Origin of the sequence: Vibrio sp. 070316B, assembly GCF_013114115.1 — a bacterium.
Taxonomy (GTDB): domain Bacteria; phylum Pseudomonadota; class Gammaproteobacteria; order Enterobacterales; family Vibrionaceae; genus Vibrio; species Vibrio chagasii_B.
Map to the genome: position 1 here is coordinate 19,264 of NZ_VTYC01000016.1, position 14,798 is coordinate 34,061.

The 14,798-nt window shown below is 45.0% G+C and carries 14 protein-coding genes; 6 read left to right on the forward strand and 8 right to left on the reverse strand.

What is annotated here, in order from left to right; translation table 11 throughout:
* The first annotated feature begins 171 nt into the window (after positions 1–171).
* From potA to F0251_RS13545, 6 genes are all read left to right on the forward strand, one after another.
* Positions 172–1,287: a spermidine/putrescine ABC transporter ATP-binding protein PotA gene (gene potA, locus F0251_RS13520; RefSeq protein ID WP_061033412.1), complete on the forward strand. Its 1,116-nt coding sequence runs from the start codon at positions 172–174 to the stop codon at positions 1,285–1,287.
* Positions 1,271–2,128, forward strand: a complete 858-nt coding sequence (gene potB, locus F0251_RS13525) for a spermidine/putrescine ABC transporter permease PotB (RefSeq protein ID WP_061033411.1) — start codon at positions 1,271–1,273, stop codon at positions 2,126–2,128. Before potA ends, potB begins: the two co-directional genes overlap by 17 nt.
* Positions 2,128–2,898: a spermidine/putrescine ABC transporter permease PotC gene (gene potC / locus F0251_RS13530; RefSeq protein ID WP_008217945.1), complete on the forward strand. Its 771-nt coding sequence runs from the start codon at positions 2,128–2,130 to the stop codon at positions 2,896–2,898. Before potB ends, potC begins: the two co-directional genes overlap by 1 nt.
* A 147-nt stretch (positions 2,899–3,045) precedes the next feature.
* Complete coding sequence (locus F0251_RS13535) at positions 3,046–4,080, forward strand: extracellular solute-binding protein (protein ID WP_061033410.1); 1,035 nt, start codon at positions 3,046–3,048, stop codon at positions 4,078–4,080.
* A gap of 180 nt (positions 4,081–4,260) precedes the next feature.
* The gene (locus F0251_RS13540) at positions 4,261–5,298 is read left to right on the forward strand and encodes an extracellular solute-binding protein (RefSeq protein WP_008217941.1); all 1,038 of its coding nucleotides are present in this window, start codon (positions 4,261–4,263) and stop codon (positions 5,296–5,298) included.
* 97 nt (positions 5,299–5,395) lie between these two features.
* On the forward strand, positions 5,396–6,184 hold the full coding sequence (locus tag F0251_RS13545; protein ID WP_171731162.1) for a GGDEF domain-containing protein: 789 nt from the start codon (positions 5,396–5,398) through the stop codon (positions 6,182–6,184).
* Positions 6,185–6,308: 124 nt separating this feature from the next.
* On the opposite strand, the gene cobB is transcribed toward F0251_RS13545, so the two are convergent.
* The 8 genes from cobB to F0251_RS13585 form a co-directional block, all read right to left on the reverse strand.
* Positions 6,309–7,043, reverse strand: coding sequence for a Sir2 family NAD+-dependent deacetylase (gene cobB / locus F0251_RS13550; protein WP_061033408.1), 735 nt, complete (start codon positions 7,041–7,043; stop codon positions 6,309–6,311).
* Positions 7,044–7,299: 256 nt separating this feature from the next.
* The gene (locus F0251_RS13555; RefSeq protein WP_171731163.1) at positions 7,300–8,520 is read right to left on the reverse strand and encodes an ammonium transporter; all 1,221 of its coding nucleotides are present in this window, start codon (positions 8,518–8,520) and stop codon (positions 7,300–7,302) included.
* 378 nt (positions 8,521–8,898) lie between these two features.
* Positions 8,899–9,315 carry a hypothetical protein gene (locus tag F0251_RS13560; RefSeq protein WP_004742273.1) on the reverse strand — a complete coding sequence of 139 codons (417 nt, stop codon included), beginning with the start codon at positions 9,313–9,315 and terminating at the stop codon, positions 8,899–8,901.
* Entirely contained in the window at positions 9,299–10,372 is a 1,074-nt protein-coding gene (locus F0251_RS13565) for a formate dehydrogenase subunit gamma (protein WP_061034045.1), read from the reverse strand. The genes F0251_RS13560 and F0251_RS13565 overlap by 17 nt, the downstream gene beginning before the upstream one ends.
* 13 nt (positions 10,373–10,385) lie before the next feature.
* Positions 10,386–10,994, reverse strand: a complete 609-nt coding sequence (gene fdh3B / locus F0251_RS13570; RefSeq protein ID WP_004742271.1) for a formate dehydrogenase FDH3 subunit beta — start codon at positions 10,992–10,994, stop codon at positions 10,386–10,388.
* A gap of 11 nt (positions 10,995–11,005) precedes the next feature.
* Positions 11,006–13,861, reverse strand: coding sequence for a formate dehydrogenase subunit alpha (locus tag F0251_RS13575; protein ID WP_171731164.1), 2,856 nt, complete (start codon positions 13,859–13,861; stop codon positions 11,006–11,008).
* A gap of 10 nt (positions 13,862–13,871) precedes the next feature.
* A complete protein-coding gene (locus tag F0251_RS13580; protein WP_008217926.1) occupies positions 13,872–14,072 on the reverse strand; it encodes a twin-arginine translocation signal domain-containing protein in 201 nt (66 codons plus the stop codon).
* Between the two features lie 78 nt (positions 14,073–14,150).
* Positions 14,151–14,789: a molecular chaperone gene (locus F0251_RS13585; protein ID WP_017059621.1), complete on the reverse strand. Its 639-nt coding sequence runs from the start codon at positions 14,787–14,789 to the stop codon at positions 14,151–14,153.
* Between the last annotated feature and the right edge of the window lie 9 nt (positions 14,790–14,798).

Consider the following 14,798-nt stretch of genomic DNA (forward strand, 5'->3'; position numbering starts at 1 on the left):
AAACCCAGTAAATAACAGTATGGTAAAGGATGTTTACTTTTACCTGCGAAATTTTTTATCTTCGAATGGTAAAAAATGCTTTGATTTCACGTTTTTGGTGATTATGATGCGCGCCTCAAAGGTGTATAGCAACAGGTTCTCAAACAGAACCAAGGTGGAGAAAAACAGACGTTGAACGCTAAAAAATCAGTAGGAAAACCAGTAGTACAGCTAACTGGTATTAGTAAAAGCTTCGATGGTAAGGAAGTCATCGGCAATCTTGATCTAAACGTAAATCATGGTGAGTTTCTCACGATTTTAGGCCCGTCAGGTTGTGGTAAAACAACGGTACTAAGAATGATTGCGGGTTTTGAAACGGCAGATAGTGGTCAAATACTGCTAGCTGAACAGAACGTAACCCACGTCCCTGCTGAACAAAGGCATGTTAACACTGTATTCCAAAGCTATGCGCTATTCCCACATATGACCGTTTTCGAAAATGTGGCATTTGGCTTACGCATGCAGAAAGTTCCAAACAGCGAGATTGAACCTCGTGTATTGGAAGCTTTAAAAATGGTGCGCCTAGAACAGATGGCACAAAGAAAACCACACCAGCTTTCTGGTGGTCAACAGCAACGTATCGCAATCGCTCGTGCTGTCGTTAATAAGCCTAAAGTTCTTTTGTTGGATGAATCTCTGTCTGCTCTGGATTACAAACTTCGTAAGCAGATGCAAATCGAGCTGAAACAACTTCAGCGCCAGCTTGGTATCACGTTCATTTTTGTAACGCACGACCAAGAAGAAGCGCTGTCTATGTCTGATCGTATTATTGTGATGCGTGATGGCGTGATTGAGCAAGACGGAACACCAAGAGAGATTTACGAAGAGCCTAAGAACCTTTTTGTCGCTCGCTTTATTGGTGAAATTAACGTATTCGATGCGACAGCGACATCTCGTTTAGATGAGAAACGCATTGTTGCGACAATTGAAGGTGAAGAGTCGGTTATCTACCACGATAAAGACATCACCTCTGGTCAAAAACTGCAGGTATTGCTTCGTCCTGAGGATCTTCGTATTGAAGAGATTAAAGAGTCTGAGCAACGCGGTATTGTTGGCCACATTGTCGAGCGTACCTACAAAGGCATGACTTTGGATTCAGTTGTAGAGCTAGAATCTGGCATGCGCGTAATGGTAAGCGAATTCTTCAACGAAGATGACCCTGATGTTGATCACTCACTGGGCCAAAAAGTTGCAGTAACTTGGGTTGAGAGCTGGGAAGTGGTATTAGAAGATGAGCAAGAAGTTTAATTTACAAAACGCGATTGTTGCTTTAATCACAGGTTGGTTGGTGCTGTTCGTGATGATTCCAAACATCATGATCATCGGTACCAGCTTCTTAACTCGTGACGAAGCAAACTTGATCGAGATGACCTTCACTCTCGATAACTACATCCGTTTGGCCGACCCGCTGTATTTTAAAGTGCTGATGCACTCTTTCTATATGGCGATTATCGCGACGCTATTGTGTTTAATTATTGGCTACCCGTTTGCCTACATCGTGGCAAAAATGCCGGTGAAATGGCGCCCTTTCATGCTGTTCTTGGTGATTGTGCCATTCTGGACGAACTCTTTGATTCGTACCTACGGCTTGAAGATTGTACTGGGTACTCAAGGTGTCTTGAACAAAAGCTTACTAGCGCTAGATATCATCGATAAGCCACTGCGTATTATGTACACAGAAACGGCGGTGATGATCGGTTTGGTGTATATCCTACTGCCATTCATGATTCTGCCGTTGTATTCAGCGATTGAAAAACTGGATGACACGTACCTAGAAGCAGCAAAAGACTTAGGCGCAAACAAGCTTCAAACCTTGTTGAAAGTTGTACTACCGCTAACGATGCCTGGCATTATCGGTGGTTGTTTATTAGTACTTCTTCCTGCGTTAGGCATGTTCTATATCTCTGACTTGCTAGGCGGCGCTAAGAACTTGCTGATTGGTAACGTGATTAAGAGCCAAGTACTCAACGCACGAGATTGGCCGTTTGGCGCGGCTACGAGTATTGCGCTGACGGTTGCGATGGCAATTATGCTTTATGCCTACTACCGAGCAGGCAAGCTATTGAACAAGAAGGTGGAGCTAGACTAATGGGTCGCACAGTTAAGTTCAGCTTTATGGCGTTGGTATACGCTTTTCTATACCTACCTATTATCGTATTGATTGCGAACTCATTTAACGCCAACAAGTTTGGTATGAAATGGGGTGGCTTCACCACCAAGTGGTATGACGCACTTATTAACAACGACAGCCTAATGCAGGCTGCGTGGCACTCGATTAACGTAGCGGTGTTCTCAGCAACAGCCGCTACGATTGTCGGCAGCCTTACAGCCGTAGCCCTATTCCGCTACCAATTCAAAGGTAAAGGTGTAGTCAATGGCATGTTGTTCATCGTGATGATGTCACCAGACATCGTAATGGCAATCTCGTTACTGGCTCTGTTCTTAGTAATGGGTGTGCAACTAGGCTTCTTTACCCTGCTTGCTGCGCATATTACCTTCTGTTTGCCGTTTGTTGTTGTAACGGTTTACAGTCGCTTGAATGGCTTCGATGTGAAAATGCTCGAAGCAGCAAAAGACTTAGGTGCAAGTGAATGGACGATTCTAAAACAGATCATCCTGCCTCTTGCTAAGCCTGCGGTTGCTGCGGGTTGGTTATTGAGCTTCACACTGTCTCTGGACGATGTGATTATCAGTTCTTTCGTAACCGGTCCAACGTATGAAATCTTGCCACTGAAGATTTACTCTATGGTTAAAGTGGGTATCTCTCCAGAGGTCAACGCCCTAGCAACAGTGATGTTAGTGGTGTCGCTAGTACTGGTGATTATTTCTCAGTTATTAGCGAGAGAGAAAATTAAGTAAGTCTCCTACTCTATACAGAGACTAACTTGATAAGAAGTTAACAAACTTCATGTTCTACAAAGTGTTAATCATAAACAGAATGGTAAATTGCCATTCTGTTTTTCTATCTACTGCCTTCGGGCAACGTTTAGTTTGGAGCTAACGTCAATGAAAAAATGGGCTACTCTATTAGCTGGTAGTGCATGTGCGCTTTCAATGTTATCTGCACCGTCTTTTGCAAAAGATAACAAAGAATTGGTATTCATGAACTGGGGACCTTACATCAACAGTGAGATTCTAGAACAGTTCACTGATGAAACTGGCATCAAGGTTATCTACTCTACTTACGAGTCGAACGAAACCTTGTATGCAAAGCTAAAAACACACAACAAAGGCTACGACCTGGTTGTGCCGTCGACTTACTTCGTATCTAAGATGCGTGACGAAGGTATGCTTCAAAAGATCGACAAAACCAAGCTGAACAACTTTAAGAATCTAGATACAAACTACCTAGATAAGCCTTACGACCCAAATAACGACTACTCTATTCCACACGTAGTTGCTATTACTGGTTTGGCTGTTAACACAGACATGTACGATCCAGAAGATTTTCAAAGCTGGGCTGACTTATGGAAGCCTGAGCTTGAAGGTCAGCTGATGATGATGGACGATACTCGCGAAGTGTTCCACATTGCACTACGCAAGTTAGGTTACTCAGGTAACACAACCAACGAGAAAGAGATCGACGAAGCATACGCTGAGCTACAAAAGCTAATGCCAAATGTTCTTGTGTTCAACTCAGACAACCCTGGTGCACCATACATGTCTGGTGAAGTTGGCCTTGGTATGCTTTGGAACGGCTCTGCAGCAGCGGCTCAAAACGAAGGTCTACCAATTAAACTGGTATTCCCTAAAGAAGGCGGTATCGGTTGGGTTGACAACTTCGCAATCAGCTCTGGTGCAACAAACGTAGAAGCGGCTCACAAGATGATAGACTTCCTACTTCGCCCTGAAATCGCTGAGCAAATCTCTCGTGATACTGGTTACCTAACAGCAGTGAAAGCGTCTAACGAGAAGTTCAAAGACAGCCCGGCTCTGTTCCCGTCTCAAGAAGACCTTGATCGTGTTGAATGGCAAGCTGCAGTTGGCGATAAGACCGTGAAGTACGAAGATTACTTCATGAAGCTTAAAGCGGGTCAATAACTGGCTTACTTGACGAGTCTTACTCGACAGTCAATTGGTTAAAAACAACAATATCAATGAATAGGCAGCTTAGGCTGCCTATTTTATTATATCGCTGCTATAATATATCGCGATTTTTAGGAATCCTTTTACTTTGGGCTCACTACCCAACTTCAAATCAAACAAATGAACGGAACAGTAATGAAAAAAACACTGTATACCGGCGCATTGTGTGCTGCTACTTTACTTTCTACACCCTCTTTCGCAGCTGACCAAGAACTGTATTTTTACAACTGGTCTGAATATATTCCAAATGAAGTATTAGAAGACTTCACAAAAGAGACGGGCATTAAGGTTTATTACTCTACTTACGAGTCGAACGAAAGCATGTACGCTAAGTTAAAAACTCAAGGTACGGGTTATGACTTGGTGGTTCCTTCTACTTACTTCGTTTCTAAGATGCGTAAAGAAGGTATGCTTCAAGAGCTTGATAAAACCAAGCTAAGCCACTTTGCTGATTTGGATCCAAACTACTTAGATAAGCCATTTGACCCAAGCAACAACTACTCTATCCCATACATTTGGGGTGCAACGGGCATTGGTATCAACTCAGACATGCTAGACAAATCTTCGGTGAAAAACTGGGGCGACCTGTGGGATACACAGTGGGAAGGTCAGCTGATGATGATGGACGACTCTCGTGAGGTTTTCCATATTGCACTATCTAAACTGGGTTACTCTCCAAATACAACTAACCCTGAAGAGATCAAAGAAGCCTACGAAGAACTTCGTAAGCTAATGCCAAACGTATTGGTATTTAACTCAGATTTCCCAGCGAACCCTTATCTTGCTGGTGAAGTGTCTCTTGGTATGCTTTGGAATGGCTCTGCTTACATGGCACGCCAAGAAGGCGCAACGATTGATATCATCTGGCCAGAGAAAGGCGCTATCTTCTGGATGGACAGCCTAGCGATTCCTTCAGGTGCAAAGAACATCGAAGCGGCTCATAAAATGATCGACTTCCTTCTTCGCCCAGAGAACGCAGCTAAGATTGCTCTAGAGATCGGTTACCCGACTCCAGTGAAGACTGCTTACCCTCTTCTTCCAAAAGAGTTTGCTGAAGACAAGAACGTTTTCCCACCACAATCAGTGATGGATAACGGCGTATGGCAAGATGAAGTTGGTGAAGCGAGCGTTATTTATGACGAGTACTTCCAAAAACTAAAAGTAAACAACTAAGTTTGTTACTGATTGGTTACTAAAGCGGCGTAAGCCGCTTTATTTTTACCTAAACTTTATATAGGGTTGACTTAAACCGTATAAAGTTCGATTTAGTATGCCTGCAAACCCTATTTTATTGATTGTGACTCTGATGCTCGTGGCGTCATTCTTGATGCTCGGTCTGAGCTCATTCATTCACATAGATTCTAATTACGACCTGTTCTTCGAAACGAATACGCTCGTGATTACCATGTACATCTATTACGTCGCTCGTCACGCTATTCGTCCCCATAAGATCCTCCGCTACGGCGCACTGCTGCTTATTTTCAACCTATTCTATGATGTGACCACTGAGCTCAAATACCTCGATGAGTGGGCAGATAAAAATGAATTGCTCGATACCTTTCTCGAAGATGGTTTGTTGCAGATAGCTTTCCTACTTCTTGCCTATGGCATTACTGAACTTACCACTCAATTGAAAGATCAAAGTAAGCAAGATGAGCTAACGGGCTTATACAATCGTAAAAAGTTTGATGCGATCAAGCTGAAGGAGTTCGAGCTCATCTATTTCGATTTAGATGGATTAAAAAAGGTCAACGACCGCAAGGGCCACAAAGTTGGTGACCTGATGATCGTACGCTTTTCTCAAGCATTAAGTCAGTCGGTATTGGAAGATGAAATGGTGTTTCGTGTCGGTGGTGATGAGTTTGTTGCGACAGCACAACTGGGACGTAGTGGTGAGTTCGTAAGCCAAGTCAGTAACCTGCTTCACGGTGAAAACATCTCTTTTTCTTACGGCATCGAAGTGACGAACCAAGATAACTTTCAACAAGCGTTGGAAGAATCGGATAAAGCGATGTATGCGATGAAGCAAGCACGACGCTCCGTTGTCGCTGACGTTTGATCGGCCCAAGACAAGATTTCAAACGATCAGATCAAAAAAAGCAAACACGTCTCTGGGCTCTCTTTTGTAGTCAGACATGCGTTTGCTTCCTTTTTATGTTCATTCGACAGTGTGGCAGTATTGATTAAGCGGTTAATGAGCCTCTCTCAACCGACAATAGTTCACTCACTAGCTTGGGCACTTCGATACTGGCTTTGCCGTAGCGCTTCTCTTCAAACTCGCTCTCTACTGCACTTGGCTCAAGGTTGATTTCTATCGTGTGTGCGCCATGCATTTTCGCATCATGTACAAACCCAGCAGCTGGATATACCACGCCTGATGTACCAATTGAGATAAATAGATCGGCTTCTTCTAGTGCGGAATAAATGTCGCCCATTCTTAGTGGCATTTCGCCAAACCAAACAATATGTGGGCGCATTTGTGCAGGGATTTGGCAGCAATGACAAAGTTCACCCGTTTCAATATCGTCTTTATGCTCTACAACTTGATTGGATTCACTGCAACGCGCTTTTAAAAGCTCACCATGCATGTGAATAATGTTGTTGCTACCGCCTCTCTCGTGCAAATTGTCGATGTTTTGAGTAATGATGGTAACTTTGCCATCAAGCTTGTCTTCGAGCTCTCCTAGCGCCTTGTGGGCTGAATTTGGCTGAATGCTCTCACTTTGCAGGCCGTGACGACGTTTGTTGTAGAAAGCTTGTACCAAGTCAGGATCTTTTACGAACCCTTCAGGCGTCGCGACATCTTCGATTTTGTGGTTTTCCCATAGCCCGTCTTGTGCTCGGAATGTTTGTATCCCCGACTCTGCAGAGATGCCAGCGCCAGTAAGAATTACGATATTTCGATATGGGAAATGCATATAACGTCCTTTTAGATATGTCACTTTGTAACAGCTTAGCACTGTTCAAATTCCAACAATAGTTTTGGGGATTAGACCATAGTCTTAGGCAACTGAATTCATTGGCTATTTGTGACATAACTCGCTTGATAGTTGTGGTGGTTGTTACTCAAATTCTCTGTTTTGCTATCCATAGAAACAAAAAAGCGACCGAAGCCGCTTAGTTCTGTTCAACAGTTGTCTACTTGATGTGCTTTAACCCACCAAGTGAATAACGTTAGTCTTCGTTGATAGAAGAGATCTTATGGATAGAAAGATCCGCACCGTTGAATTCATCTTCTTCACTTAAGCGTAGGCCTGTTAGTTTGCTCAACACACCGTATACGATTAACGCGCCGACGACAGCAACAGCAACACCTGCGACTGTACCAATCAACTGAGAAGCAAAGCTCACGCCGCCTAGACCCCAGAAAGCTTGTTGGCCGAAGATACCAGCTGCAATGCCACCCCAGGCACCACATACGCCGTGTAGAGGCCATACACCCAATACATCATCAATCTGTGTTTTGTTTTGCATGTAAGTAAATAGGTAAACAAACAAAGCGCCCGCCACGCCGCCAGTAATCAGAGCGCCTAATGGGTGCATTAAGTCTGACCCTGCACAAATTGCTACTAAGCCAGCCAAAGGACCATTATGAATAAAGCCTGGGTCGTTTTTACCTGCAACAAGCGCCGCCAGAATACCACCAACCATTGCCATCAGTGAGTTCATCGCCACTAGGCCGCTGATGCCGTTGATTGCTTGTGCTGACATCACGTTAAAGCCAAACCAACCCACACATAAGATCCATGCCCCTAATGCCAGGAAAGGAATGTTCGATGGTGCGAAGTTAGTGTGTTTACCCGCGCGGATGCGACCTTTACGCATACCTAAGAAGTAAACGGCAACCAAAGCGATCCAACCGCCAACGCCGTGAACCACGACTGAACCCGCAAAGTCATGGAATCCATAACCAAACTGGCCTTCTAGCCAATCCTGGAAGCCAAAGTTACCATTCCAAATGATGCCTTCGAAAAATGGATATACGAAACCAACGGTAAATAACGTTGCAATTAGGATTGGATAGAAGCGCGCGCGCTCCGCGATACCGCCTGAAACGATGGCTGGAATTGCGGCTGCGAAGGTCATTAGGAAGAAGAACTTAACCAGTTCGTATCCATTACCTTGTGAGAGCGTTTCAGCGTCGGCAAAAAAGTGAGCGCCGTAAGCAACCCAGTAACCGATAAAGAAATAAGCGATGGCGGAGACACCAAAGTCGGAAAGGATCTTAACCAGAGCGTTGACTTGGTTCTTCTTTCGGACGGTACCGACTTCGAGAAACGCAAAGCCAGCGTGCATCAGGAAGACCATGATTGCACCGAGTAATAGGAATAAAGTGTCTGAACTTTGGGTAAGGGTTTGTACTGCACTATGAACTTGAGTCACCGTTTCACTCATTAAAGCATTCTCCTTCGCTTTATCTGATTTGCACTGCTATCGTGCGATTCAATGTTGTAATTAATTAAAGACTCAACAGTAAAGGCAAGATGCGTTCCAAGTGCGAAGGGTAATTTTCGTGCAACAGATTTCCTTTTTAACTTGTTGATTTTTATAGTCTAAATATTTGTGTGCACTTTTATGGTTCTTGAAAGTAGGAAAAATCACACCGACAATTGCACCAAATAAGGGAGTTGCACCATATTGAAGCGGTCAATGAGTAGGTTCTGATGCAGGGAGCGACCGAAAACTATTTACTGTTCTAAAGGCTCAAAAACAAAAAAGCCCAGTGAAATGAATCACTGGGCTTTCTTTAGATATGTCGTTAACGCGTTAGCGCTACAGGTTTGGTCCTGTCGACGGGTTTTGCGGTAGGTTTTGACTTAAACGCTGCATACCTTGATACATGCGGATAAACCAAACCACAATCGCAACACCACCGAACAACATGCCTACATATGGAATGTAGTAAGCGATGTCATCGATAATATGGTTTTGATACCAGTAATCGTTCACACCAATTAACACGCCGTTTGAGGTTGCTACCGTTACGATAAGCACCACGAAGAACGTCAGGTTCAAGAAGAACGAGCGGATCAAACCGTAGTAATGGGTATCCACTACTTCGCCATCTTCGCCTTTGTCTAAACGGTAGCCTGCGTAGATAATCGCAATCACACCAGAGATAAGACACGTAAATGGTGTAAAGCAGCTTAGGATGTAAGCAACCCAAATACCTTTATGAGGTTTGTTCATTCTTATTCACCCCTTCCGTTTTCTCTGTTGTTGCGTTTGCGCTTTGTTCAACGCCGTTTTTCTCTTGTTCCATTACTTCGTTGTACCAAAGGTCATGGTGCTCTTTCGCCCAAGTCTCATCAACTTCACCGGTTACCATGCCTTCTAGTGCACCTTCCATACCGAACAAGCCGATGTAGATGTGGAACACAAAGCCACAGATAAGAATCAAAGCTGCCAGCATATGAACTAAGTTTGAAAGCTCCATATCACGACGAGTTTGACCGAAGATTGGGAAGTCCAATACCAAACCGCTGATCGCAGCGACACTACCCATTACGATAAGTAGCCAGAACAGCGCTTTTTCACCGGCATTTGAGAATTCTGCAGACGGGTGAGAACCTTTATGTTTCCCTACCATACCGCCTAATTTCAAGAACCACTGAATATCGACTTTCTTAAAGATCGACTTACGCCACCATTTGATAAGAACCGCCATCAACAGTACATAGAAAATCGGGCCGATGTAGTTGTGATACTGCTTAGCCAGTAGAACGATGAAGCCCCATAGATCAGTCGGGATATAAGGTTTCAAGAAGTGTTTACCGTAAACCAACATCAAACCACTGAACGCCAGTGTTAAGAAGGTAAACGCCATGCTCCAGTGCAATGCACGATCAAGTCGAGACCAACGTTTGATCTTACGGCCTGTTCTTGGTGCACTTAACATCAATGGGCCAATCACAACATACATAAGGGTTACGAAAGCAATACTGCCAAAGATAGCGACGGCACCGGCTGGTGACATCCACTTCTCTTTCAATATGTACCACGTTTGACCTGGTGTACTGATTAACACACCGTGCTCAGCCGATTGAGATGTGGTGTAACCTTCTTCACCATTTCTTACTTGTCGCCAGAAATCGGCACCCGCAAGTTGTGTGATCTCTCTTTGAGCAGAGCTTGTTTGAGTTTGTGATGAGTTCGTCTCAGATGCATGACTCATAGGAGAAAGCATTGTTAGTGCTGCCAACATCGGCAGCACAACAAGGAAGAGACGCTTAAACATTGTAAGCATATGTCTCTCCTACTTAGCTCTTAGTCGCATCGTAAGAAAGGTCATTGCCGTCTGTCCAACCTGCACCTTTCGCACCACGCTCAACAACACGCTGACGGAAAACATCAGAAACTTTCTCCGCGTCACCCGCTAGCAGTGCCTTAGTTGAACAAAGCGAAGCACACATTGGCAGTTTGCCTTCAGCAATACGGTTCGCACCGTATTTTTGACGCTCTTCAACAGAACCTGGCTCTGTTTCTGGGCCGCCAGCACAGAAGGTACACTTGTCCATCTTACCGCGCTCACCAAACGCTTCCTGTTTAGGGAATTGAGGTGCGCCAAACGGACAAGCAAACAAGCAGTAACCACAACCGATACACAGATCTTTATTGTGAAGTACGATGCCGTCTTCTGTATGTTCAAAACAGTCTGCAGGACAAACGGCCATACATGGCGCATCAGTACAGTGCATACACGCTACTGAGATTGAGTTTTCACCTGGTTCGCCATCGTTCAGTGTTACAACGCGACGACGTTGAATACCCCATTCCAGAGCATCATCATTTTCATTCTTACATGCAGTGACACAACCGTTACATTCGATACAACGCTTGGTGTCACAAAGAAATTTCATTCTAGCCATTTTAAGACTCCTTACGCTTTACGAATATTACAAAGGGTTACTTTCGTTTCCTGCATCAACGTGACAGGGTCATAACCGTATGTGGTTGCTGTGTTAGCAGCTTCACCAATAACGTAAGGATCAGTGCCTTCTGGGTATTTAGAACGCAAATCTTCGCCTTGGAACTTACCACCGAAGTGGAATGGGATGAATGCCAGACCCGGTTTCACACGACGTGTAACCATCGCTTTCACCTTAATACGGCCCTTCTCTGCACCCTCAACCCAAACATCGTCACCGTCTTTAAAGCCGATGTCGTTTGCATCTTTCGGGTTCACTTCAACAAACATCTCTTGCTGTAGTTCTGCTAGCCAAGGGTTAGAACGGGTTTCTTCACCACCACCTTCGTACTCAACCAAACGACCAGAGGTCAGGATAATCGGGTATTCGCCAGATTTGTCTTGCTCTTGAATCGACTTGTAAAGCGTAGGAACACGGAAGATAGCTTCTTTGTCGTCCCACGTTGGGTAATCAGCAACGAGGTCGCGACGTGGAGTGTAAAGCGGCTCACGGTGCAGTGGTACACGGTCTGGGAATGTCCAAACAATCGCACGTGCTTTCGCATTACCAAATGGGATACAGCCGTGTTTAATTGCCACACGTTGGATACCACCTGAAACGTCAGTCTTCCAGTTTTTGCCTTCAGCAGCCGCTTTCTCTTCTGCCGTTAGATCATCCCACCAACCCAGTTGTTTCAGTAGTTTGTCACTGAACTCTGGGTAGCCGTCTTTGATCTCACAGCCTTTCGAGTAGCTGTCTTCTGCTAGTAGGCTTTGACCTTCAAACTCAACACCAAAACGAGTACGGAAGTTACCACCACCTTCAGCAACCGTCTTAGACGTATCGTAAAGGATGTGTGTACCCGGATGTTTCATCTCTGGTGTGCCCCAACATGGCCAAGGTAGACCGTAAGTCTCGCCATTTGCTGGCCCGCCTTCTGCTTCTAGAGACGTTTTGTGGAATGTGTGCCAATTCTGTTGGTGTTCTTTCAAACGCTCAGGGCTTTGACCTGTGTAGCCGATCGTCCACATACCTTTGTTGAATTCACGTGTAATATCTTCAATCAGTGGTTGGTTGTTCTCAACACGGATGTTTTTGAACAGCTGATCAGAGAAACCAAGCTTCTTAGAAAGCAGGTACATGATTTCGTGGTCAGGTTTAGATTCGAATAGAGGATCAACAACCTTGTCGCGCCACTGTAGAGAACGGTTTGACGCCGTTACACTGCCGTAGGTTTCAAATTGAGTGGTTGCTGGAAGCAAGTAAACGCCATCTGTTCGATCGTTCATTACTGCTGCGACTGTTGGGTATGGGTCAACGATAACCATCATATCCAGCTTCTGCATCGCCTTCTTCATCTCTGGACCACGAGTCTGAGAGTTCACCGCGTGACCCCAGTAGAACATGGCACGGATGTTTTCGCGCTGACGAATCTTGTCTTTGTCTTCAAGTACGCCATCAACCCAACGAGATACAGGAATACCTGCACTGTTCATTGGTTTTTGACCACCGTATGCGTTGTCGTCGAAACGGCCTTTGATCCAATCAAAGTCGATATCCCAAACTTTCGACCAGTGACGCCAAGAACCTTCAGACAAGCCGTAGTAGCCAGGAAGTGTGTCTGACAGTACGCCAAGGTCAGTTGCGCCTTGTACGTTATCGTGACCACGGAAGATGTTTGCACCGCCACCAGATTTACCGATGTTACCTAGCGCAAGCTCAAGTACACAGTAAGCACGTGTGTTGTTGTTACCAGTCGTGTGTTGAGTACCACCCATACACCAAACGATACAACCCGGACGGTTTTCAGAAAGTAGTTTCGCGGTGTGGTATACGTCTTTTTCACTAACACCAGTTACGCGTTCAACTTCTGCTGGGTTCCACTTCGCGACTTCTTCACGGATCTCGTCCATGCCGAATACACGTTGTTTAATGAATTCTTTGTCTTCCCATTGGTTTGCAAAGACGTGCCATAACACACCCCAGATAAACGCAACGTCAGAACCTGGACGAAGAGAAACGTAGTGATCTGATTTCGCAGCAGTACGCGTACGACGAGGATCCGCAACAACGATCTTACAGTTGTTCTTCTCTTTCGCGATCAAGATGTGTTGCATCGCTACTGGGTGAGCTTCTGCTGGGTTTGAACCAATGAACAGCATCGATTTACAGTTGTGCATGTCATTGAACGAGTTTGTCATTGCACCGTAACCCCAAGTGTTCGCAACACCGGCTACTGTGGTTGAGTGACAAATACGCGCTTGGTGGTCAACGTTGTTGGTGCCCCAAAGCGAAGCCATCTTACGGAATGCATAAGCTTGCTCGTTACTGTGTTTCGCACTACCTAGGAAGTAAACTGAATCAGGGCCAGACTCTTTACGAAGTTCTAGCGCTTTGTTACCGATCTCTTCAATCGCTTGTTCCCAAGAAAGCTTCTTCCACTTACCGCCTTCCAATTTCATTGGGTACTTAAGACGACGTTCACCGTGGCCGTGCTCACGAAGTGCTGCACCTTTCGCACAGTGTCCACCAGCGTTAAATGGGTGATCGAATGCAGGCTCTTGACCTGTCCATACGCCATTTTGAACTTCAGCGTAGATACCACAACCCACAGAACAGTGAGAACAGATAGTACGTTTCACTTCTGTTTTCGCTTCTGGATCGACTGATTTAGCCTGTGCTTTCTTCATCATACCTGGTGCAAATAGACTTGCGCCTACCACTGCGCCACCAGCAGCTAATGAAGTGTTTTTCATGAAGGCACGTCGAGACACACCTAGCTGATTGGTTTCTTTGCTCACACTATCGGAGCGTTTGACAAGTTTCATCCGTTATCTCCTAAAGTGTGTCGTAGTAATCGCGAATGTGTTGCGTCTCACGATACCCTGTCTTCTTCACGTCTTCTTTCGAAATTTCAACAGTTTCTGAAGCGGTTGCCACTTTAGTTGTACCAGCGACAACGGCACCAGCAACGGCTGCAGTCGTCAAGCCTTTGAGTAGATCCCTACGGCTTGTATTTATATCTTTATTATCTTTCATCATTGCTTCCTTACCTTACGGTAGATCTTTTTTTGGAGGCTTAATGCCCCTCTATCGATATAATCGCGTACTGCTCGATTACTCGTAATCAGTGACGTTTTTCACATCAATCTTTAATTTGTGCTTACTGCTTTTTGTATTCACGCTAAAACGCACTTGTTCTAACGTTAAGAATGCTTCACACAGTTGAGCGGCCGATTTGTAGAAGTTCGCGCTTTCTGCCCCTTCAAGCTGACGCGTGAAAGAGTTAAACCAAGGGCCAAGGTGCTTATTGAATACCGCCTGTTGTAGTGCTTCTTCTTCAGCCGTTAGCATAGCCATCACTTCACACAGTGCTGCGATATGATCTTCTGGCTCTTTCACTTGATCGTCACGCTCAATGCCTAACAGCTCTAAGTCATGACGAATCTCTGCCAATGGTTTTTCCATCATGGCGCCCGTGCGATGCCAAGAACCAAATGGAACGACCTCGCCACGACCAATGCCGATGAACAAATCTTGATATTCGTCTTCAAGCGCTTCACGGTTTGATTCTGTTGCCGCTTGTTGAATGGCAATCCAAGCCTTTTGCATAGCGCTTTCAGACGCTTCAATGTCTAGCGTTTTTAGAAAGTCGATCACCTCTTCAGAAGGTGCGCTGCGAAACAGTGCGGATAGAACCAAATAGATCTCAGTTCTTAGTGTCTGTTCTTGTGCCTGATCCAAATTCGTTTCCAAGGCTAACTC